Source organism: Streptomyces odontotermitis (assembly GCF_050510915.1).
Classification (GTDB): domain Bacteria; phylum Actinomycetota; class Actinomycetes; order Streptomycetales; family Streptomycetaceae; genus Streptomyces.
The window spans coordinates 1,138,339-1,160,259 of record NZ_JBNJLS010000001.1; the positions used below are offsets into that span (position 1 = coordinate 1,138,339).

16 protein-coding genes are annotated in these 21,921 nt (G+C 72.7%); 6 read left to right on the plus strand and 10 right to left on the minus strand.

The annotated features are described in order from the left end of the window. The first annotated feature begins 32 nt into the window (after positions 1–32). Positions 33–581 (plus strand): CGNR zinc finger domain-containing protein, encoded by a 549-nt coding sequence (locus ACQB60_RS05180; RefSeq protein WP_496924574.1) that lies wholly within the window; start codon positions 33–35, stop codon positions 579–581. A 186-nt stretch (positions 582–767) separates the two neighbouring features. Beyond that, on the plus strand, positions 768–4,091 hold the full coding sequence (locus tag ACQB60_RS05185; RefSeq protein WP_496924575.1) for a S8 family serine peptidase: 3,324 nt from the start codon (positions 768–770) through the stop codon (positions 4,089–4,091). 80 nt (positions 4,092–4,171) lie between these two features. Here the strand turns inward: ACQB60_RS05185 and ACQB60_RS05190 are convergent, their stop codons facing one another. From ACQB60_RS05190 to ACQB60_RS05200, 3 genes are all read right to left on the minus strand, one after another. Next, complete coding sequence (locus tag ACQB60_RS05190) at positions 4,172–5,674, minus strand: M28 family metallopeptidase (protein WP_496924576.1); 1,503 nt, start codon at positions 5,672–5,674, stop codon at positions 4,172–4,174. Between the two features lie 129 nt (positions 5,675–5,803). Continuing rightward, positions 5,804–6,625 (minus strand): hypothetical protein, encoded by an 822-nt coding sequence (locus ACQB60_RS05195; RefSeq protein WP_496924577.1) that lies wholly within the window; start codon positions 6,623–6,625, stop codon positions 5,804–5,806. Beyond that, the gene (locus ACQB60_RS05200; protein WP_496924578.1) at positions 6,622–7,140 is read right to left on the minus strand and encodes an RNA polymerase sigma factor; all 519 of its coding nucleotides are present in this window, start codon (positions 7,138–7,140) and stop codon (positions 6,622–6,624) included. The genes ACQB60_RS05195 and ACQB60_RS05200 overlap by 4 nt, the downstream gene beginning before the upstream one ends. 206 nt (positions 7,141–7,346) lie before the next feature. Here ACQB60_RS05200 and ACQB60_RS05205 point away from each other — a divergent pair, with 206 nt between their 5' ends. Continuing rightward, a complete protein-coding gene (locus tag ACQB60_RS05205; RefSeq protein WP_496924579.1) occupies positions 7,347–8,363 on the plus strand; it encodes an aspartate-semialdehyde dehydrogenase in 1,017 nt (338 codons plus the stop codon). 24 nt (positions 8,364–8,387) lie between these two features. Here the strand turns inward: ACQB60_RS05205 and ACQB60_RS05210 are convergent, their stop codons facing one another. Continuing rightward, the gene (locus ACQB60_RS05210; protein ID WP_496924580.1) at positions 8,388–9,590 is read right to left on the minus strand and encodes an MFS transporter; all 1,203 of its coding nucleotides are present in this window, start codon (positions 9,588–9,590) and stop codon (positions 8,388–8,390) included. Between the two features lie 129 nt (positions 9,591–9,719). On the opposite strand from ACQB60_RS05210, the gene ACQB60_RS05215 reads away from it, so the two are divergent. After that, positions 9,720–10,649 (plus strand): LysR family transcriptional regulator, encoded by a 930-nt coding sequence (locus tag ACQB60_RS05215; protein WP_496924581.1) that lies wholly within the window; start codon positions 9,720–9,722, stop codon positions 10,647–10,649. Position 10,650: 1 nt separating this feature from the next. Here ACQB60_RS05215 and ACQB60_RS05220 read toward each other — a convergent pair whose 3' ends face one another. After that, positions 10,651–11,889, minus strand: a complete 1,239-nt coding sequence (locus ACQB60_RS05220) for a flavin-dependent oxidoreductase (RefSeq protein ID WP_496924582.1) — start codon at positions 11,887–11,889, stop codon at positions 10,651–10,653. Positions 11,890–12,129: 240 nt separating this feature from the next. Between ACQB60_RS05220 and pepN the strand changes: the two genes are divergently transcribed. Further along, the gene (pepN, locus tag ACQB60_RS05225; RefSeq protein ID WP_496924583.1) at positions 12,130–14,700 is read left to right on the plus strand and encodes an aminopeptidase N; all 2,571 of its coding nucleotides are present in this window, start codon (positions 12,130–12,132) and stop codon (positions 14,698–14,700) included. Between the two features lie 77 nt (positions 14,701–14,777). Here the strand turns inward: pepN and ACQB60_RS05230 are convergent, their stop codons facing one another. The 4 genes from ACQB60_RS05230 to ACQB60_RS05245 form a co-directional block, all read right to left on the minus strand. Then, the gene (locus ACQB60_RS05230) at positions 14,778–16,355 is read right to left on the minus strand and encodes an FAD-binding oxidoreductase (protein WP_496924584.1); all 1,578 of its coding nucleotides are present in this window, start codon (positions 16,353–16,355) and stop codon (positions 14,778–14,780) included. A gap of 169 nt (positions 16,356–16,524) precedes the next feature. Continuing rightward, the gene (locus tag ACQB60_RS05235) at positions 16,525–17,424 is read right to left on the minus strand and encodes a LysR family transcriptional regulator (protein WP_496924785.1); all 900 of its coding nucleotides are present in this window, start codon (positions 17,422–17,424) and stop codon (positions 16,525–16,527) included. A gap of 145 nt (positions 17,425–17,569) precedes the next feature. Continuing rightward, on the minus strand, positions 17,570–18,535 hold the full coding sequence (locus tag ACQB60_RS05240) for a DMT family transporter (protein ID WP_496924585.1): 966 nt from the start codon (positions 18,533–18,535) through the stop codon (positions 17,570–17,572). Positions 18,536–18,620: 85 nt separating this feature from the next. Further along, positions 18,621–19,550, minus strand: coding sequence for an EamA family transporter (locus ACQB60_RS05245; protein WP_496924586.1), 930 nt, complete (start codon positions 19,548–19,550; stop codon positions 18,621–18,623). Between the two features lie 145 nt (positions 19,551–19,695). Between ACQB60_RS05245 and ACQB60_RS05250 the strand changes: the two genes are divergently transcribed. Continuing rightward, positions 19,696–20,226 carry a MarR family winged helix-turn-helix transcriptional regulator gene (locus ACQB60_RS05250; protein WP_496924587.1) on the plus strand — a complete coding sequence of 177 codons (531 nt, stop codon included), beginning with the start codon at positions 19,696–19,698 and terminating at the stop codon, positions 20,224–20,226. Positions 20,227–20,340: 114 nt separating this feature from the next. Here the strand turns inward: ACQB60_RS05250 and ACQB60_RS05255 are convergent, their stop codons facing one another. Next, positions 20,341–21,828 carry an FAD-dependent monooxygenase gene (locus ACQB60_RS05255; protein ID WP_496924588.1) on the minus strand — a complete coding sequence of 496 codons (1,488 nt, stop codon included), beginning with the start codon at positions 21,826–21,828 and terminating at the stop codon, positions 20,341–20,343. Positions 21,829–21,921: the final 93 nt, after the last annotated feature.

The following is a 21,921-nucleotide window of genomic DNA, read 5'->3' on the forward strand; positions in this document are numbered from 1 at the left end:
TTAGCAGCGTCCCGCCCCCGAGGGAGCCCTCCATGCCCGCCCCCCACGACCCCCGCCCCCTCACCGGCGAGCCCCTCTCCCTCGACCTGCTCAACACCCGCTGGAACCACGACGGGCTGAGCCGGGACCTCCTGGCCGACGAGGCGGGGCTCGGGATCTGGCTCGCCGCCAACAGCCTCGACGACCGCTTCGCCGCCGACGCCCCGACCCTGCGCCACACCCTCACCGCCCGCGACGCCCTCCGCGCCGTCGTGGACGGAGCCCCGGGCGACGCCGCCGCCCTCGCCCGGGTCGACCAGATCCTCGGGCACGGCCGCATCCGGGCCACCCTCACCGCCGAAGGGCCGGGCGAGGAGCCCGAGTTCGGGGACCGGGCGTGGGGGCCCGGCTGGCTGGCCGCGCGCGACTACCTCGGCCTGCTCACCAAGGCGCCCGACCGCATCCGCGCCTGCGCCCACGACGCCTGCGTCCTGCACTTCTTCGACACCTCGCGCAACGGCACCCGCCGCTGGTGCTCCATGGCCGTCTGCGGCAACCGCGCGAAGGCGTCCCGGCACTACGCGCGGTCGCGCGAGAGCTGAGCGCATACAACTTCGCCCTGATTGGCCCGACTTGGGCGCGATGACGCATGGCGGAAGTACGCCATGGCCTCACCCCGCCTCGGACAACTCTCCCCAAGCAGCGGTCACTTACGTAAAGCTATGCGGTCACCTGGTCCCGCATTTCGGACCCTTTCCGCCTTTCCGCCTTTACGTACAGGGATGCTGATGACCCCCGATCCCCAGCGCGTGCCCCTAACGGGCGCGAGACGCACGGCCCGCCTCGCGATAGCCGTCGGCCTGGCCGCCGCGCTCGGCGCCGCCGCCCCGCTCCCCCTGGCCCTCGCCGCCGACCACCCGGCGCCCGAGACGAAGCCCACGAAGTACGCCGCCCAGAAGCTCGGTTCGGCCGACGCCGAGCTGCTCGCCGACGCGAAGGCCGACGGCGAGAAGACCGTCACCATGATGGTCGCCACCGCACCCGGCGCCACCGAGCAGGTCGCCCGCCAGCTGGACGCCGTCAAGGGCGGCTCCGTAGGCCGCACCTACGACGAGCTCGGCTACGTCCGCGCCACCGTCCCCACCTCCCGGGCCGACGCCGCCATCAAGGCCGCCGAGAAGCTGTCGTCCGTGCACGGCATCGACCTGCGGCACGAGATCAAGCTGGACGACCCCAAGCCGCAGGCCGCGAAGGCCGCCAAGGGTGCCAAGGCCGCCAAGTCCCGTACCAGCACAGCCGGTTACCCGGCCCCGGGCAAGACGACGCCCGCCAAGAACCCGTACAACCCCTCCTTCGAGACCGGCGCCGTCGACTTCGTGAAGGAGCACCCGAAGGCCGACGGGCGCGGCGTCACCATCGGCATCCTCGACTCGGGCATCGACCTCGGGCACCCGGCGCTGCAGAAGACCACCACCGGCGAGCGGAAGATCACCGACTGGGTGACCGCCACCGACCCCATCGTCGACGCCGACGGGACCTGGCGGCGGATGACCAACCCGGTCAGCGGGCCGGTGTTCACCTGGGACGGCGAGACGTGGAAGGCGCCCGCGGGGGCGTTCCAGGTCAACCGGTTCCGCGAGTCGGCCACCACGGGCGGCGACGCCAAGGGCGACATGAACCGGGACGGCGACACCACCGACAGCTGGGGCGTCCTGTACGACGCGGCCGCCGGGACCGTCCGCGTGGACCTGAACAACAACCACGACTTCACCGACGACGAGGCGATGAAGCCGTACAAGGACGGCCACCAGGTCGCCTACTTCGGCACGGACAACCCCGACACGGACGTCGTCGAGCGGATCCCCTTCGTCGTCGAGATCCGCAAGGACGTGCCCACCGACCCGTACGGCGGTGACTGGGTCGGCAAGAAGGCCGACTTCGTGAACATCGGCGTCATCGAGTCCGAGCACGGCACGCACGTCGCGGGCATCACCGCCGCCAACTCCCTGTTCGGCAACAAGAACATGAACGGGGCCGCGCCGGGCGCGAAGCTCGTCTCCTCTCGGGCCTGCACCTGGACCGGCGGCTGCACCAACGTCGCGCTGACCGAGGGCATGATCGACCTCGTCACGAAGCGCGGCGTCGACATCGTGAACATGTCGATCGGCGGCCTGCCCGCCCTCAACGACGGCAACAACGCGCGCGCCGAGCTCTACAAGCGCCTCATCGACACGACCGGCGTGCAGCTGGTGATCTCGGCGGGCAACAGCGGTCCCGGCGCCAACACCATCGGCGACCCCGGCCTCGCCGACCACGTGCTGTCCGTCGGCGCCGCGATCTCCAAGGAGACCTGGGCCGCCAACTACGGCTCCGAGGTGACCAAGCGGTACGCGATGATGCCGTTCTCCTCGCGCGGCCCGCGTGAGGACGGCGGCTTCCAGCCCGTCATCTCCGCCCCGGGCGCCGCGATCAACACCACGCAGACCTGGCTGCCGGGCTCCCCGGTCGCCGAGGCCGGCTACCAACTGCCCGCCGGCTACTCGATGCTGCAGGGCACGTCGATGGCGTCGCCGCAGGCCGCGGGCGCGTCCGCGCTGCTGCTCAGCGCCGCCAAGCGCGAGAAGGTGAACCTCACCCCGGCGAAGCTGCGCACCGCCCTGACCTCGACCGCGCACCACATCCGCGGCGAGCAGGCGTACGCCGAGGGCTCCGGCCTCATCGACATCGTGGACGCCTGGGACGCCGTCGAGGACGGCGCGAGCGCGCACGAGTACACGGTGAAGGCGCCCGTCGACACGGCTCTCGACCAGGAGCTGAAGAAGCCCGGCACCGGTCTCTACGACCGTGAGGGCGGCCTGAAGGCGGGCCAGAAGAAGACGTACGACGTGACGGTCACGCGCACCTCGGGCCCGGACCGCGCGGTCCGCCACGAGCTGGACTTCGCGAACAACCACGAGGACACGTTCCGGATCGTCGGCAAGGACGACATCTCCCTGCCGCTGAACAAGCCCGTCACCGTGAAGGTCCAGGCGAAGCCCCGGTCCGCCGGGCTGCACAGCGCGATCCTCACCGTGGACGACGAGCGCACCGAGGGCGTCGACCAGCAGATCATGACGACGGTCGTCGTCTCCACGCCGCTGGCGGGGCCCTCGTACACCTTCTCGGCGTCCGGCTCGGTGCAGCGCAACAGCACCACGTCGTACTTCGTGACGGTCCCGCAGGGCGCGAAGTCCCTCGAACTCGCCCTGGGCGGACTGAAGGACAAGAGCCAGACGCGGTTCATCGCCGTCCACCCGTACGGCGTCCCGGTCGACCCGACCTCGACCGTCAACTGCTACCCGAACTACCCGAACCCGGCCAACACCTGCCGCCCCGACGTGCGTGCGTACGCCGACCCGCAGCCCGGCGTGTGGGAGGTCGAGGTCGAGTCGCGCCGCACGTCGCCGCTGCTCGACAACCCGTACAAGCTGGACGTGGCGGCGCTCGGCGTCGCCTTCGACCCGGCCGTGCAGAAGGTCCCGGAGGCGAAGGTCGGCACCCCCGCCGCCGTCACCTGGAAGGCGAGCAACCAATTCGCCGCTGTCGAGGGCAAGGTGAAGGGCGGCTCGCTCGGCTCGTCGAAGTCCGGCCGGCCCACCATCAAGCAGGGTGACACGGCCTCGTCGACGGTCGAGGTGCCCGCGGGCGCGACCCGGCTCGACGTCGCGATCGGCGGCGTCTCGGACACCGCCGCCGACCTGGACCTGACGGTCCTCAAGGACGGCGTGGTCATGGGCTCCTCGGCGGACGGCGACTCGGAGGAGGCGGTGAGCCTCGACAAGCCCGCCGCGGGCACGTACACGATCGAGGTGGCGGGCTACTCGGTGCCGTCCGGTTCGACCGCGTACGACTACCGCGACGTGTTCTTCTCGCCGTCGCTCGGCACCCTCACCGTCGACGAGAACAAGACGGTGAACCTCCCCAACGGCGCCTCCGCGGACGTCTCCGGCGAGGTCGTCGCCAAGACCCCGGCGGCCGAGGGGCGCCGGCTCTTCGGCGAGGTGTCGCTCCTGAACGGGCGCGGCACGGTCGCGGGCAAGGGCAGCGTGGTGATCGAGAAGGTCACTCCGTAGCGGGCCGCTGAGCAGGTGAGCAGCTGAAAGGGCGGGCACTTGAAGTTCAAGTGCCCGCCCTTTTCCCGTACTTCAGTGCACTACTTCTTGAGCGAGCTGAGGTCGTACGCGTACGTGCCGACCGCGTGCGCGATCACGTCGATGTTCAGGTCGAACGCCTTGCGGTCGACGTTCTCCAGGGTGTCCCCGGCGCCGTGGTAGTTCGGGTCGAAGGCCACCCCGGCCCTGCCGCCCCACTTCGCCGCCTGCTCCGGGGTCTTGATCTCCTCGGCCCCGGTGTACGTGCCTCCGGCCGGGATGCCCACCGCGATGAACGGCCCGTAGTCGGAGCGGCCGTCGAAGTCGTAGCCCTCGTGCGGGACGCCGCGCTTGTCGAGGTAGCCGTTGATCAGGCCCTCGATCTGTGCCGAACCGGCCGGGCCCGCGCCCGCGCCCTCCTTGTCGGAGTCGTCGCCGTCGTAGACGAGCTGCGCCGGGTTGGGCGAGCCGATCATGTCGAAGTTCAGGTAGAGCTTGATGGCCTTCTTCTGCTTCGCGCTCAGCTGCTTCACGTAGTGGTCGGAGCCCAGCAGGCCCAGCTCCTCGCCCGACCACCAGGCGAAGCGGACCTTGTTGGCGGGCTGCTTGCCGCTCTTCTTCGTGGCCTTGGCCAGCTTCTGGGCGACCTCGATGAGGCCCGCGGAGCCGGTGCCGTTGTCGTTGATGCCCGGACCCTCGGGCACCGAGTCCAGGTGGGCGCCGAGCGCCACGACCCGGTCGGCGCGGCCGCCGCGGGTCTCCGCGATGACGTTGCGGGTCTTCTTCTCGGTGGCCTTGGTCGCGACGTCGAGGGTGACGGTGACCGGTCCCTTGGCCAGGTCGGCGGCGAGCTGCTCGCCGTCGGCCCTGGTGACCCCGGCGGCCGGGATGTGGGCCTGGGACGGGTCGGAGACGCTGCCCGCGACGGGCTTGTCGCCGGAGTGGTTGTAGACGAGGATCCCGGCCGCTCCGGCCTCGGCCGCGGCGGCCTCCTTCTCGGCGAAGGTGCAGGAGCCGCGCTTCACCAGCGCGATCTTGCCGGTGAAGGTGTCGGACGTGTAGTCGTCGGGCGTGCAGCCGGGCGTCTCGTCGACGCGCGCCGCGGCCAGCTGCGCCTTGAGACCGCCCTTGGGGGTGGCCTTGCTGAACTCGAAGGCCGTGGTCTTCAGGTCGCGGGGCTGCGGCGCGACGACGGAGAGCTTCTCGCGCAGGGTCGTGGACTCGGGGAAGGTGAAGTACTGGTACTTCACCTTGTACCCGGCCTTCTTGAGCTGGCCGTACACGTACTTGGCGGAGGCGTCGTGGCCCGGCGTGCCGGCGGCCCGGTTGCCGCCGTGGGCGTCCGCTATCTCCTGGAACTTCTCCAGGTGGCGGTGGGCGCTCTTGCCGGAGGACGCCTTGACCAGCTTCTTGGCGAGCTTGGCGCCCTGTTTCGCGGGGCGGTCGTGCGGGTCCTGTGCGCCTGCCGGGGGTGCGGAGGCGAACAGGACCGGGACGGCGACGGCCGCGGTGATGAGGGCGGCCGTCGCGCGGCTGCGGCTGCGGCTGCGGCTGGTTGAGCGCACAGGGGTGTCCTTCCTTGCTGGACCGGTGACGGGTTCGCCACCGGTCGCGGTGCGAGGAAGGTAGCCTGGGAAAACCCCAGTTCAGGCTGGTTTCCGGGGTCTGCAACGCCGCCTTCACGGACTTGTCACTCAGCCGCAGGAAACACCCCCGCCCCGGGCGCCGGGCAGGGCGCGCTCGACCCACAGCCGCGTCGTGGCGATGTCCGCGCCGGTGGACCGGATGTCCGGGGTCCGCCGGCCCCGGGGGATGCCGATGAGGGTGCGGTCCCCGGGCCTGAGCCGCGGGTCCACGTTCACCTCCATCTCGAACGTGACCTTCCGGGCCCCCTTGTCCGGCTTGTAGTAGCGCGCGACGTCGAGGGTGATCCGGTCCCGGGTGCCGCCGGGCAGCGGCTCGACGCGCGTCACGGTGCCTTCGACGATGAGCCGGGCGCAGGCGACGTAGCCCTCGGGCGACTGCTTCGCGCTCCCACTGCCGCTCCCGCTGCTGCTCCCACTGCCGCTCTCGGCACCGCTGTCGTGCCCCGGCGAGTGGGGTGCGGCCGCCTTGCCGTCGCTCTTCGCGGCGTCGGCGTCATCGCCGCCCATCCCGCCCCCGGACCGTGCCACGAGCAGCCCGAGCCCGCCCACGAGCACGCAGGCGAGCACGGCGGCGAGGGCGAGGAAGGCCCGCCGGGCGGCTGCGGACGTGCCCGGCCGAGGGCCGCGCCGCAGGGCAACCGGCCCGGCCGGGTGACGCGACGTCGGCGGCACCCCGGCCAGCCCGTCCCCCACCACGCGCAACTGCTCCCGCAGCACCCGCACGTCCGCCACCGCCGCCTCGTACTCCGCCACCAACTCGGCGTCGTCGTAGGCGTCTTGGGGAAGGCCCTCTCCCGTGACGGCCGCCATCAGGGCATCGGGGCTCAGAGCACCGGGACTCAGGGCATCGGAGTTCTCGGCCACCGTCACACCACCTCCCCTTCGTGCAGCCGCACCCGCAACTGCCGTACCGCCGCGTGCAGCCTGCTCTTCACCGTGCCCTCCGGGACGCCAAGCTCCTCGGCGATCGCGCGCACCGGCAGGTCGGCGTAGAAGCGCAGGACGACGACCTGGCGCTGGGTGTCGGGGAGCTCGCCGAGGCCCTGGGCGACGGCGAGGGAGAGGGCGCGGGACTCGGCGGCGTCGTCGGTGGCCTCCCGCCAGGTGGCGGCCAGGCGCTCGCCGAGCCGCTCCCGGCGGCGGCGGGCCCGGTGCCAGTCCATGGCGAGGTTCGAGGCGACGACGGCGGCCCACGCGGACACGTCGCGCGGCGCCTCCTGACCGCGCGCCGCCCGCTCCAGGAGCCGCAGCCTGACCTGCTGCACCCCGTCCTGCAGCTCGCCGTGCGGCACCCCGCCGAGCGACAGGACGGCGCGCACCCGGTCCTCCTGGGCCGCGTCCAGCGGATCGGCCGCCTGCGCGCGGCGCGCTTTTCTGCGCAGCAAAGCACTCCCCCTCCCGCGTTTCCCCTACGACGCGGGAGGGAGCCGAAACGTTCGCGGCCCCCTGAGGAAAGTCACGGGGAAACGCCGGAGGGAAATGTGGCGTCCCGCACCTCGGACAATGGATTGGACAAGCCGGGCCTGGACAGACGCATGATGGAGAGCATCAAGCCAGGCCACCAGGCCGCACCCGCGTACGGAGGAGTCTCGTGAAGGTCGGAATCGTCGGAGCCACCGGTCAGGTCGGCACGGTCATGCGCAAGATCCTCGCGGAGCGGAAGTTCCCCGTGGACGAGCTGCGCCTGTTCGCCTCGGCCCGCTCGGCCGGTTCGGTGCTCGACGGCGTGACGGTCGAGGACGCCTCCACCGCCGACTACACGGGCCTCGACATCGTGCTCTTCTCCGCCGGTGGCGCCACCTCCAAGGCCCTCGCCGAGAAGGTCGCCTCGCAGGGCGCCGTCGTGATCGACAACTCCTCGGCCTGGCGCCGTCACCCCGAGGTCCCCCTCGTCGTGTCCGAGGTGAACCCGCACGCGATCAAGAACCGCCCCAAGGGCATCATCGCGAACCCGAACTGCACGACGATGGCCGCGATGCCCGTCCTGAAGCCGCTGCACCAGGAGGCGGGCCTCCAGGCGCTCGTCGTCGCCACCTACCAGGCGGTCTCCGGCTCCGGTCTGGCCGGCGTCGAGGAGCTGTACTCGCAGGTCGAGAAGGTCGGCGCGGACGCCACGAAGCTCACGCACGACGGCTCGGGCGCCGACTTCCCCGAGCCCGACAAGTACGTCGCGCCGATCGCGTACAACGTCCTGCCGATGGCGGGCTCGATCGTCGACGACGGTCTGAACGAGACGGACGAGGAGCAGAAGCTCCGCCACGAGTCCCGCAAGATCCTGGAGATCGAGGACCTGAAGGTCTCCGGCACCTGCGTCCGCGTGCCCGTCTTCACCGGCCACTCCCTGCAGATCAACGCCCGCTTCGCGCGCCCGCTGAGCCCCGAGCGCGCCACGGAGATCCTCCGGGGCGCCGAGGGCGTCGTCGTCACGGAGGTGCCGACGCCGCTGGTCGCCGCGGGCAAGGACGACTCGTTCGTGGGCCGCATCCGCGCCGACGAGACGGTGGAGAACGGCCTGGCGTTCTTCGTCTCCGACGACAACCTCCGCAAGGGCGCCGCGCTGAACGCGGTGCAGATCGCGGAGCTGGTCGCGGCCGAGCTCAAGGGCTGACGCCCCGCCCGCGGGGGAGCGGTCTCACCCGGACCGCTCCCTCGCGCAGGCCACCACGAGCAGCGCGGCCCCGGCGAGGCCGCCGCCCAGCCACAGCACGTGCGAGACCCCGCTCTCGTCGGCCACCCGGCCCCCGGCCAGGGCGCCGAGCGCGATCGCCGCGTTGAACACCCCGGCGAAGAGCGCCGACGCCGTCTCGCGGGCCTGCGGCGCGGCCGCCATCACCCAGTTCTGCGCCGAGACCGAGACCCCGCCGTACGCGAGGCCCCACAGCACGAGCAGCGTCACCGACGCGGCCAGGGAACCCCCGGCCGGTTCGAAGGCGAGGACCACCGCGGCGAGCCCGGCCGAGACCACGAGCAGCGCCCGGCGCGGGTCGCGGGCCGCCACGGCGCCGCCCGCGAAGTTCCCGACGATGCCCGCGACCCCGTAGGCGAGCAGCACCGCGCTGATCAGTCCGGCACCCAGTCCCGGCACCCGCTCCAGGACGGGCCGGACGTACGTGTACGCGGCGAAGTGCCCGGTGACCAGGAGCGCCACCCCGGCGAGCCCGGCCCGCACCCGCCCGATCCGCAGCACGCCCCCGTAGGCACCGGGGCGCACCGCCTGCTCGGCGGGGAGGGCGGGCAGCAGCCGCAGCAGCAGCACCGCGACGACCAGCGAGAAGGCGCCCATCACGGCGAACGCCCAGCGCCAGCCCGCGAGTTCACCGAGGAAGGTGCCCGCGGGGACGCCGAGGACGGAGGCGACCGCGATCCCGCTGAAGATGACGGCGGTGGCCCGCCCCGCGTCGGCCGCGCGCACCAGGCGCACCGCGAGCGAGGCGGCGATGGCCCAGACGCCGCCGATGCAGACACCGACCAGGACCCGGGCGGCGAGGAGCACGCCGAAGGCCGGGGCGAGCGCGGAGAGCAGATTGGCGGCGGCGAGCAGCCCCATGAGCACACCGAGGACCGTGCGCCGGTCGGCGGCGCGCACCGCGACGGGCAGCAGCAGCGCGGCGAGCGCCGCGACGACGCCGGGCAGCGTGACGGTCAGCCCTGCGGTGCCGTCGGTGACGCCGAGACCGGAGCCGAGGGAGGTGAGCAGGCCGACGGGCAGCATCTCGGTGGTGACGACGGAGAAGGTGGCGGCGGCCGCGACCAGGACGGGGAGCGGCACCAACTTCCCTTCCCTGGAAGGGAGTTGAGGATCGCGAAGGGACCCTGTGGGGGTGGTTGTTTCCATGCCGCCCAGCTTTGGGCGCGCGGGCCCGGGGAACAACGGCGAAGATCTCATCCTTGTATGAGCCAGGCTCATCAATCGCGTGAGCCGCGGTGCTGCGACTGGCGTACGGCGCATGAGGAGGGGTGACGGGTGAACGGTCCGGAGCGGGGCCTGGAGATACGGGAGCTGGAGTGCTTCCTCGTGCTCGCGCAGGAGCTGCACTTCGGCCGGGCGGGCGAGCGGCTCTACGTCTCCCAGAGCCGCGTCAGCCAGCTGCTCGCCTCGCTGGAGCAGCGGATCGGCGCCCGCCTGGTGTCGCGCACGAGCCGCCGCGTCCACCTGACGCCGCTTGGCACCCGCTTCCTCTGCGAACTCACCCCGGCGTACGCGGAGTTGGCCTCGGTGGTGGACCGGGCGCGGTCGGCGGCGCGGGGCGTGGAGGGCACGCTGCGGATCGGCTTCCAGGGGACGGCGGACGCCCGCCTCATGACGGCGATCACCACCTTCCAGGAACGGCACCCCACCTGTGTCACGGAGATCGTGGAGATCCCCTTCGCGGACCCCTTCGGGGCGGTGCGCGCGGGCGACGTGGACGCGGCGATCGTGCTGCTGCCGGTGGCGGAGCCGGACCTGGTGCTCGGCCCGGCCTTCTCGCAGGAGCGGCAGACGGTGGCGGTGTCGGTGCGCCACCCCTTCGCGAGCCGGGCCGCCCTCACCTCGGCGGAACTGGCGCAGACCCCCCTGATCTCCGCGGCGCCCCCCGCCCCGCCCTACTGGCGCACGGCCCACGCCCCGTCCCAGCTGCCCGCGCCCGCCGTGCGCACGCTCCAGGAGGGCCTGACGCTGGTCGCGGCGGAGCGCGGGGCGATGCTGCTGTGCCGTCCGACGGCGGAGTACCACGGGCGCCGCGACGTCACGTTCGTGCCGGTGGAGGGGCTGCCGGACTCGGTGCTGGGGCTGGTGTGGCACCGGGAGGGAGAGACGGAGCGGGTACGGGAGTTCGCGCGGGCGGTGGAGTCGGTGTCGGGGGAAGCAGCCGTACTCCAGGGCCCTGATGTGCACGAGGGCGCCAGGGCGTAGGTCACCCCGATGTGCGCCGGTACGCCACCCCCAGCTCCCCCAGCTCCGCGGGAGTGAGCACATCAGCCACCCGCTCGAACCCCTCCGGCGCCCGCTCCGCCACGGCCCGCAGCACCCGGTCCGCCGGCATGTCCCGGTTCGCGAGGACCACCGCGTTCGCCACCGGCCGCCGCGCCGCCTCGTACGCCCGCAGCCCCGCCACCCGGTCCGCCCCGGCCCGCGCCAGACAGTGGGCCAGGACCGCCGCGTCCAGGACCGCCTGGGAGCCGCCGTTCGAGCCGACGGGGTACATGGGGTGGGCCGCGTCGCCAAGCAGCGTCACCGGACCGCGCCCCCACCGGGGCAGCGGGTCGCGGTCCACCATCGGGTACTCCAGGATCCGACGCGTCGCGGCCAGCAGGGCGGGCACGTCCAGGTCGCCGATCCGCCAGCCCGCGTAGTGCGGCAGCACGTCCGAGAGGCGGCCCGACCGGTTCCAGTCCGCGGGGCCCGACCCGGCCGCCCCGTGGTGGTCGACGGGAAACCGCACCTCCGCCACCCAGTTGAGCACCGCGCGCCCCCGCGACTCCGCCTCCCGCGAGACGGGGTACACCACCAGCTTCACGCTCGCGTTGCTCCCCGCCACCGCGACCGCGCGCCCGCCGAGCACCGGATGCCAGTCCGTGACGCCCCGCCACATGCGGATGCCGTTCCACAGGGGAGGGCCCTCGCCCGGGTGCAGGCGGGCCCGCACCCCGGAATAGAGCCCGTCCGCGCCGACAAGGGCCCGCACCCCCACCCCGTACTCCCGCCCCCGCCCCACGTCCCGCAGGATCACCCGCAGCAGCGAGCCCTCCATCTCGGCGAAGCGCACGAACGCCGTGCCCGTGCGCACCGCGTGCTCGCCGAGGCGGTCGCGGACGGCCTCCAGGAGGATCAGCTGGAGCGCGCCGCGGTGCACGGAGTACTGCGGCCAGTGGTGGCCCGCGGCGCGGCCGCGCGGTTCGCCCCAGATGCGGTTGCCGTGCCGGTCGTAGTGGACGATCTCGTCGGTGGGGACGGCCGTCGCCGCCAGCTCGCCGGCCAGGCCGAGGTTGCTCAACTCCCTTACCGCGTGCGGGAGAAGCGTGATGCCGACGCCGTGCGGGCGCAGCTCCTCGACCGTGTCCACGACCCGGACCGGGATGCCCGCGGCGTGCAGGCTGAGCGCGGCGGTGAGCCCGCCGATGCCCGCGCCTGCCACGAGTACGTCGATTCCCATCACCGCTCCCCGGGGCGTGAGTCGAGAGGCGCGGATGCTAGCGGCGCGGGAGCGGTCGGACAATGCCGACTTTCGGCCCCTCGCGAACCCCGTACGGCCCTTGTACGGGCCCTTTCCGTGCCCCGTGCCGAGCACCGGGGCTTATCCCCGCCTTATCGGGAGGCAGGGCCGTGAAGCGCCGTGGAAGGATGGCCGGAAACGTCATAAGTCACCACGTCACCGCATCGAGGAGATGACCGCGTGCCCGGCACCAATCTGACCCGTGAAGAGGCGCAGCAGCGGGCGAAGCTGCTCACCGTGGACGCCTATGAGATCGACCTCGATCTGAGCGGCGCGCAGGAGGGCGGTACCTACCGTTCCGTGACCACGGTGCGCTTCGACTGCGCCGAGGCGGGGGCCGAGAGCTTCATCGACCTCGTCGCGCCCGCCGTGCACGAGGCCGTGCTGAACGGCCGTTCGCTGGACGTGGCCGCCGTCTTCCGGGACTCCCGCATCGCCCTGCACCACCTGGAGCAGGGGCAGAACGAGCTGCGCGTGGTCGCCGACTGCGCGTACACGAACACGGGCGAGGGCCTGCACCGCTTCGTCGACCCGGTCGACCAGCAGGCGTACCTGTACACGCAGTTCGAGGTGCCGGACGCGCGCCGCGTCTTCGCCTCCTTCGAGCAGCCCGACCTCAAGGCGACCTTCCAGTTCACCGTGAAGGCGCCGGAGGGCTGGACGGTCGTCTCGAACTCCCCGTCGCCGGAGCCGAGCGAGAACGTGTGGCGCTTCGAGCCGACGCCGCGCATCTCCACGTACATCACGGCCCTGATCGTCGGCCCGTACCACTCCGTGCACTCCTCGTACGAGAACGCGGAGACGGGCCAGTCCGTCCCGCTCGGCATCTACTGCCGCCCCTCCCTCGCCGAGTTCCTCGACGCGGACGCGATCTTCGACGTCACCCGGCAGGGCTTCGACTGGTTCCAGGAGAAGTTCGACTACGCCTACCCGTTCGCCAAGTACGACCAGCTCTTCGTGCCGGAGTTCAACGCGGGCGCGATGGAGAACGCGGGCGCGGTGACGATCCGCGACCAGTACGTGTTCCGTTCGAAGGTGACGGACGCCGCGTACGAGGTGCGGGCCGCGACGATCCTGCACGAGCTGGCGCACATGTGGTTCGGCGACCTGGTCACCATGGAGTGGTGGAACGACCTGTGGCTGAACGAGTCGTTCGCCACCTACGCGGAGGCCGCCTGCCAGGCGTACGCGCCGGAGTCGAAGTGGCCGCACTCCTGGACCACGTTCGCCAACCAGATGAAGACGTGGGCGTACCGCCAGGACCAGCTGCCGTCCACGCACCCGATCATGGCGGACATCCGCGACCTGGACGACGTGCTCGTGAACTTCGACGGGATCACGTACGCCAAGGGTGCCTCCGTCCTCAAGCAGCTCGTGGCGTACGTCGGGGAGGACGAGTTCTTCCGCGGCGTCCAGGCGTACTTCAAGCGGCACGCGTTCGGGAACACGCGCCTGAGCGACCTGCTCGGCGCCCTGGAGGAGACCAGTGGCCGCGACCTGAAGACGTGGTCGAAGAAGTGGCTGGAAACGGCGGGCATCAACGTCCTGCGCCCGGTCGTGGACGTCGACTCCTCCGGCACCATCACCTCCTTCGCCGTCAAGCAGGAGGCCCCGGCGCTCCCGGCCGGCGCCAAGGGCGAGCCGACGCTGCGCCCGCACCGCATCGCCATCGGCCTCTACGACCTGGACGACGAGTCCGGCAAGCTGCTGCGCACCGACCGCGTGGAGCTGGACGTCGACGGTGAACTCACCCCCGTGGAAGCCCTGGTGGGCAAGGAGCGCCCGGCGGTGATCCTCCTCAACGACGACGACCTGTCGTACGCGAAGGTCCGCCTGGACTCCGAGTCCCTGGCCTTCGTCACGGAGCACCTGGGCGACTTCGAGGCGTCGCTGCCGCGCGCCCTGTGCTGGGCCTCGGCCTGGGACATGACCCGCGACGCCGAACTGCCCACCCGCGACTACCTCTCCCTCGTCCTCTCCGGCATCGGCAAGGAGTCGGACATCGGCGTGGTCCAGTCGCTGCACCGCCAGGTGAAGCTGGCCCTCGACCTGTACGCGGCCCCGGCAGGCCGGGACGCGGCGCTGGCCCGCTGGACCGAGGCGACCCTGGAGCACCTGCGGGCGGCCGAGCCGGGCAGCGACCACCAGCTGGCGTGGGCCCGCGCCTACGCGGCGACGGCGCGCACGGACGCCGAACTGGGGCTCCTGGAAGACCTGTTGACCGGCAAGGAGACGATCGAGGGCCTCGCCGTCGACACGGAGCTGCGCTGGGCGTTCGTCGCCCGGCTCGCGGCGACGGGCCGCCTGGACGAGGCGGGCATCGACGCGGAGCTGGAGCGCGACAGGACGGCGGCGGGCGAGCGGCACGCGGCGTCGGCCCGCGCGGCGCGGCCCACCGCCGAGGCGAAGGCGGCCGCGTGGGCGTCGGTCGTGGAGTCCGACTCGCTGCCGAACTCGACGCAGGAGGCCGTCATCGCCGGCTTCGTCCAGACCGACCAGCGTGAACTCCTCGCCCCGTACGCGGAGAAGTACTTCGCGGCGGTCAAGGGCGCGTGGGACTCCCGCTCGCACGAGATGGCCCAGCAGATCGCGATCGGCCTCTACCCGTCGATCCAGGTGTCCCAGGGGACGCTGGCCGCGACGGACGCGTGGCTTGCCGAGGCCGAGCCGTCGGCCGCTCTGCGCCGCCTCGTCTCGGAGGCCCGCGCCGGGATCGAGCGGGCGCTGAAGGCGCAGTCCGCGGACGCGTAAGACGCGTAAGGCGTACGAAGGACGGGGCGCCCTCTCGGCCGAGAGGGCGCCCCGTTCGTTTCGGGCGACGGGATCACTCAGGTGGCGGGCCGGATCCCGAGCCGGTGGCGGAACACGTCGCGCGGGTCGTACGCCGCCTTCACCCGCTGCAGCCGCGCGTAGTTGCCCTTGTAGTAGAGCGCGTGCCACGGCACCCCCGACGTGTTCTGCGCCGGGTCCGCCAGGTCCGTGTCCGGGTAGTTGATGAACGCCCCGTCGCTCCCGGCGCCCGGTGCGGGGACGCCGCCGCTGTCCGCGTACACGGACCGGTACAGCGAACGCACCCACTCCAGGCGGGGGTTGGCATCCTGCTCCGGCTTCCAGTCCGTCATGTAGATGGCCTTGAGGATCGAGTCGCGCTGGGCGACGGCGGTCGCGTCGGGCGCGACGGTGTTGACCCGGCCGCCGTAGGAGACCAGCCACAGGGACCCGCTGATCCCCTCCCCCGCCCTGCCGCCCCCCAAGTGGTCGTGGACGGCGGCGATCTGACGGTCCGTGAACCGCTGCCGCAGATAGCCCGACTTGATCTTGAAGGGCGCCGAGCCGCCCTCCTGGACGGCCGCGACCGACTGCAGCCACGGCCGCTCCTCCATCGTCCGTACGGGCCGCGCGCCGACCCCTCGCCCGACGGCGTCCACATACGCGTCGACCAGGCGCCGCGCCCCGGGCAGGGTGGCGTCGAGCAGGCCGCTCAGCGGGAGGAAGCCGAGCGAGCGGTGGTTGGCCATCAGGGCGCTGAGCATCCCGGCGTACGGGGAGTCGGGCGCGCTGTGGCGCTCGTACCACTCGCCGTGGTTGCGCAGCAGCCGCGCGAAGTCCCGGGCGTCGAGGTCGTGCCACCCCCAGGTGGCCGAGAAGGTCAGCATCGCGGCGGGCGGGCGCGGCAGCAGGCGCGCGGGCTCGGCGTCCCGGTCGGCGCGCGGGTCGCGGAACCAGTACCGGGTGACGACCCCGAAGTTGCCGCCCCCGCCGCCGGTGTGCGCCCACCACAGGTCGTGGTGCGGGTCCCGGGGGTCCCGCGTGGCCACGACGGCGCGGGCGCCGCCCGCCCGGTCCACGACGACGACCTCGACGGCCTCCAGGTGGTCCACGCACAGGCCGTGGCGCCGGGACAGGGTGCCGTAGCCGCCGCCGAGGACATGGCCGCCGACGCCGACCTCGGCGGTGGCGCCCGCCGGGATCGTCACGCCCCAGCCGAGGAACAGCTGCCGGTACACCTCGCCGAGCAGGGCGCCCGGCTCGACCTCGAAGGCGCGGCGCTCCTCGTCGAAGGAGACCCGCCGCATCGGGGACATGTCGATGACGACGCGGACCTCGGGGGCGTCGACGAAGTCCTCGAAACAGTGGCCGCCGCTGCGGACCGCCGGGCGCCTGCCCTCCGCGACCGCGTGCCGCACCGCGTCGACGACCTGCTCCGTCGTCTCGACGAGGCGGACGTAGTCGGGCCTGCCCACGAAGCGGGCGTTCGCTCCGCGGGTGGTGAGGGAGGGGTAGCGGGGGTCCTGCGGCCCCACGGGGGCCGGTGCCTTGGGGGTGGGCCCGGCTGCGGCCGCGGAGGTCGCCCCCACGGCTGCGGCGCCCGCTGCCGCGGTGGCCAGCACCTTTCGCCTGGTCAACTGCCCCGGGTGGGGCGCCCTTGATCGCGCTTCGCGCTCGTCCTCAATCGCCGGACGGGCTGGTGGGCGGTTGCCGTGGTCCATCACTGCTGCTCCCGTCGGGGGTGCCGTAGATGATCTTGTGCGCACCCTCACACGGGCTCGGCGGCCAGCCCCCGAGGCGGCCGCCTCAGCGTGTCTCCACCGCCTCCCGCAGCGCCCCCAGAACCCGGCCCACCCCGGCGCCGTCCTCCGCACCCCTGCGCACCGCCGCGACCACATGGCGGCGCGGGTTGTCCTCCTCCAGGACGCGCATCACCACGCCCTCCCGGTTCGTCGCCGCCATCCTCGGGACCAGGGCCACGCCCATGCCCGCCTCCACCATCGCCAGGATCGCCGTCCAGCCGGACGCGCTGTGGGCCTGCTCCGGTGTGAAGCCCGCCGCCTCGCACGCGGCCCGGGTGATCTCCGACCAGGGGCCCGAGCCGCCGAAGATCCAGGGTTCGCCGGAGAGGTCCGCGAGGCGGAGGTCCGCGTCGGCGGCGCGCGGGTGACCGGCGGGCAGCGCCACGTCCAGCGGGTCGGCGAGCAGCGGCACCCGGGTGAAGCGGCGGTCGGTGTCGGTCGGGGCGTGGGCGGCGAGCGACAGGGTGAGGTCGACCTCGCCCGCCGCGAGCAGCTCGTACGCCTCGGCCGCCTCGGCCTCGCGGACCCGCACCGTGATGCCGGGGTGGGCCGCGCGCAGCGCCCGTACCGCCGGGACGACGAGGGCGGGCACGGCCGTCGAGAACGCCCCGACCCGGACCTCGCCCGCCTCCCCCTGCGCGTAGGCCGCCAACTCCGCGTCGGCGCGCTCCAGTTGGGCGAAGACGGCCTCGGCGTGCCGCAGCACGAGGTGGGCCGCGTCGGTCAGGCGGACCCGGCGGCCGTGGGCCTCAAGGAGCGGGACACCGAGCTGCTTGGCCAGGTTGGACAGCTGCTGCGACACCGCCGACGGCGTCATCAGCAGGGCCTGCGCCGTGGCCGTGACGGTCCCGCGGTCCCGCAGGGTCCGCAGGATCTGCAGCTTCTTGATGTCCCACTCGCTCATCTCCCCAACGTACCCAGGCATGTCCCGCTCCTGATCACCGACCGAAGGGACCCGCGACGCCGCCCGGGACGCCGGACCGCGACGCGATGCTGTTGCTCGCGCGCGCTCCGGCGTCCCGTCCCCCGTCGGGGGTGTGAGGCGGCGGTCACCGTCGCCGGGCCGCGGAGCCCAGGATCACACCACCGAGGATCAGCACCATGCAGACCACCTGGAGCCAGCCGATGCCCTCGCCGAGGAGTGCGAAGGAGAGCAGGGCCACGCAGACGGGCTGGAGGTAGTAGATGACTCCGGCGCGGGCGGCGCCGATGAGGGAGATCGCCTTGTTCCAGGCGAAGAAGGCGACGGCCGAGGAGACGACACCCACGTACAGGAGCGGCGAGACCGTGCCGACGGTGGGCGTGAAGCCGCCCTGTACGGCGAGGCTGACGAGGAAGACCGGCAGCAGCATCAGCGCGCCGAGCACGAACGTGGTGAAGAGGAAGGCGAGCCCGCCGATCTCCTGCGGCTTGCGGCGCAGCACCGCGCTGTAGGAGCCGAAGGCGAAGGCGCCGCCGATCACCCACAGGTCACCGGCCGCGAAGTCCATGGCGAGGGAGCCCTTGCTGACCAGGAGCAGCACTCCGGCGCAGGCGACCAGCATCCCCGTCACGCGGCGCGCCCCGAGCCGGTTGCCGCCGAGGCGTTCGTAGACCGCCATGAGGACCGGCGACGCGGCCATGATCATGCCCATGTTCCCGGCGGTGGTGGTCACGCCGGCCTGGTTGACCAGGGTGTTGTAGACGGTGACGCCGAGGAGCGAGGCGAGGAGCAGGAAGCGGATGTGCTCGCGTATCAACCCCCTTTGCCGCCATGCCTGCCGGGCGGCGAAGGGCGCGACCGCGGCGATCGCGATGAGCCAGCGCCAGAAGGCGTGCTGGACCGGGGGGACGGTGTCGGCGAGAGCGCGGGAGGTGACGAAGCTGCCCGACCAGACGACCGTGGCGAGGGCGGCGAGGGCGAGCCCGATGCCGACGGGACGCGGCACGCCCTTGGTCCCGCTCGTCGGCTCGGTCTGCGCCGCGGCCGTCTTCGGCTCGGCGTGAAGGGGGGTCCGGTCCAGGACGGTAGCCACTGATATCCCTTGTCTCTCTTCCCCGTTCGGGGAGTTCGCGCCTCCCCGGCCGGGTCGGACGGGGAGGTCTTGATCGCTTACGGGGCTACCGTCGCACCGCACCAACAGTTACGTCCATCGAATCTTTACGAGCGATCTTTGAAGCTGTGCTGAACGTTTGCGGGCGCTGCGGCATCAGCTGCCCCGTGAGCGTCGCCCCGAACGCGAGCGCCATGCCCGCGACTTGCAGCGGGCTGAGCGCCTGGCCGAGCGCGGCCCAGCCGATGACCGCCGCCGTCAGCGGGGAGAGCGGGCCGAGGAGGCTGGCCTGGGTGACGCTGAGGCGGCCGATGCCACGGAACCAGAGCCAGTACGCGACCGCGGTGTTGGCCAGGGCGAGGTAGAGGTAGCCGCCGATGTTCCGCCCGTCCAGGGCCGGGGGCGCCCCCTCGACCAGGAACGCGACCGGGGCGATCAGGAGCCCGCCCATGGTGAGCTGCCACCCGGTGAGAGCCAGCGGCCCGACGCCTTCCGGCCGGCCCCACCGCTTGGTGAGGACCGTGCCCGTCGACATCGACGCCGTCGAGGCCACCGCCGCGAGCACGCCGACGAGGTCGAACGCCCCCGCCGACTTCAGCACGACCAGGCTGACGCCGAGCGCGGCCGCGGCTCCGGTGAGCAGGGTCCGGAGGCTGGGCCGTTCACTGAGCAGCACCGTCGCGAGACCCGCGACGAAGAGCGGACCGACGGAGCCGACGACCGCGGCCATCCCGCCCGGGAGCCGGTACGCGGAGAGGAACAGGAGCGGGAAGAAGGCCCCGATGTTCAGCGCCCCCAGGGCGGCCGACTTCCACCACCACTCCCCTCTCGGCAACCGCCTGGCCAGGGCGACGAGCAGCAACCCCGCGGGCAGGGCCCGCATCATGCCGGTGAACAACGGGCGGTCGGCGGGCAGGAACTCGGTGGTCACGAAGTAGGTCGAGCCCCAGGTGATGGGGGCGTAGGCGGTGAGCAGGACGGTGGCGGCGCGGTTCATGGCGGTTCCCTCGGCAGGAGTGGCTGAGCGGCCGGGCCGCGGGGGCTCGGCCGGAGTAGCTTGGCAAGAAGTAGCTTAGCCGTAAGCTACTTTTCGTCAAGCTACTTGCTTGCAAGCAATCGAACCGGGCCGGATACTGGGACCCATGAACGCCAACGCCACGCCCGACCCCACCGCAGAACCCGACGCGGTCGACGCGATCATCGAGCAGTGGGCCACCGTGCGGCCCGACCTGGAGACGACCCCGATGGAGGTCTTCGGCCGCGTGTACCGCACCTCCCACGCGATGGCCGAGCACGTGGAGCGGGCGTACCGCCAAGTGGGCACGTCCCGGGGCGAGTTCGACGTCCTGGCGACGCTGCGGCGGTCCGGGGAGCCCTACACGCTCTCACCGCGCCAGCTCGCGACGACGCTGATGCTGACGACGGGCGGCATGACGGGCCGCCTCGACAAGCTGGAGCGCGCCGGGCTCCTGCGCCGCTCCCCCGACCCGCACGACCGGCGGGGGCTTCAGGTGACGCTCACGGAGGAGGGGCTGGATCTGGTGGACCGGGCCGTGGTGGCGGGGCTGGCGGCGCAGCGGAAGGCGCTGGAGGCGGCGGGTCTTGACGCGCAGGAGGTCTCCCAACTGGCAGACCTCCTGCGGAAGTTGCTGGCGGGCACGCAGTCGTCGTAGGGCGTTCCCTTTCCCCGATCCCGCCCCTTCCCGAAACAGCGACTCCGTCGCCCTGGGCGGGCCTTCCTGGGGCTTCGCCCCTAGACCCCCGTATCGGCCTGAACGGCCTCGTCCTCAAACGCCGGACGGGCTGAAAGGCCAGCCCGCCCGGGAGCCTGGGGGCGGAGCCCCCTGCGCGCGCGGAGCGCGCCAATAGATGCAGCCGGGAAGGGGCGGGATCGGGGAAGACGCATCGTCCGACGCCCACGCCACATACCCGTCAGGCCGGACCAGCACGGCCCGACGCCGACGCCCATCAGCCCACCGCACCACCTGCACCCCCTCCCCCTCGTACGCCACCCCCTCCGGCACCACCAGCACGAACTCCCCGCCCCGCAGCGCCTCGTAGAGCCGTCCCTCCTTCAGCGCGAGGTCCGGTGCCCGCCGGCCCACCAGCGCGTGGGCGCCCTTCGGCGCGGGGTAGGCGATGCCGACGCCGGTGATCTGGCCGACGGCCTTCCGCCGCACCGGGCGGGCGTGCCCCACCAGGCCCGCCACCAGCGCCCGCGCCGCCCGCGTCCACGGCCGCTTCGCCATGGCGAGGCGCACCAGGCCGCCGCTGCTCCGCAGCACCGCCTTGCCCACCGGGTGCCGCTCCGCCTCGTAACTCTCCAACAGCCCTTCCCCGCCCTGCCCCCGCACGGCCCGCACCAGCTTCCAGCTGAGGTTCGCCGCGTCCTGGAGGCCCGTGTTCATGCCCTGGCCGCCCGCCGGCGAGTGCACGTGCGCCGCGTCGCCCGCGAGGAACACGCGGCCCACCCGGTAGGCGGGCGCCTGGCGTTCGTCGCTGTGGAAGCGGGACGTCCAGCGGGCGTCGTGCATCCCGAAGTCATGGCCGAACGCCTGCCGGACGATCTCCTTGACCTCGTCCAGGCCGAGCGGCTCGCTGTCGGGGACGTCACGGGTCCGGTTCCAGCCGATGACCCGGTAGTAGCCGTCCGCGAAGGGCGCAAGAAGCGCGAACGCGTCCCCGGCCGCGCTGACCGTGAGCGCCGAGTCCGGCTTCTCGGCGAGCCGCACGTCGGCGAGGACGAGCGACTTGATGACCGACTTCCCGGGGAAGGGCAGGCCGACCGCCTGCCGGACGCCGCTGCGCATCCCGTCGGCGCCGACCACGTACGCGGCCCGCAGCGTGCTCGACTCGCCGTCCGCGCCCCGGACTTCGAGCGAGACGCCCTCCCCGTCCTGCCGCAGCCCGGTGACCTCCGTCTCGTAGCGGAACCGCACCCCCGCCGCCACCGCCCGCCGCTCCAGGACCCGCTCCACCTCGTACTGCGGCAGCACCAGCACGTAGTTGAAGCGGGACGGGAGCGTGGAGAGGTCGACGGCGAGCCGGGTGAAGAGGTTCAGGCCGGTCAGCCGCTCCCCCTTGGCCACCAGTTCGTCGGCGAGGCCCCGGGCGTCGAGCTGTTCGAGCGTGCGGGCGTGCACGACCAGGGCGCGCGACAGGTTGCTGATGTGGTGGGCGCGCTTCTCGACGAGCGTGACGGGGACGCCCGCCGCGGCCAGATCTCCGGCGAGCAGCAGCCCGGTGGGGCCCGAACCGACGACGATCACAGTCATGACTGCCTCCTGAAGCCGCTGATGTCGGCGATGCCGACGCCTGCTGGTCAACGCCTGTTGGTCAACGCTTGTTGGCCAACGTAGAACCGCGGC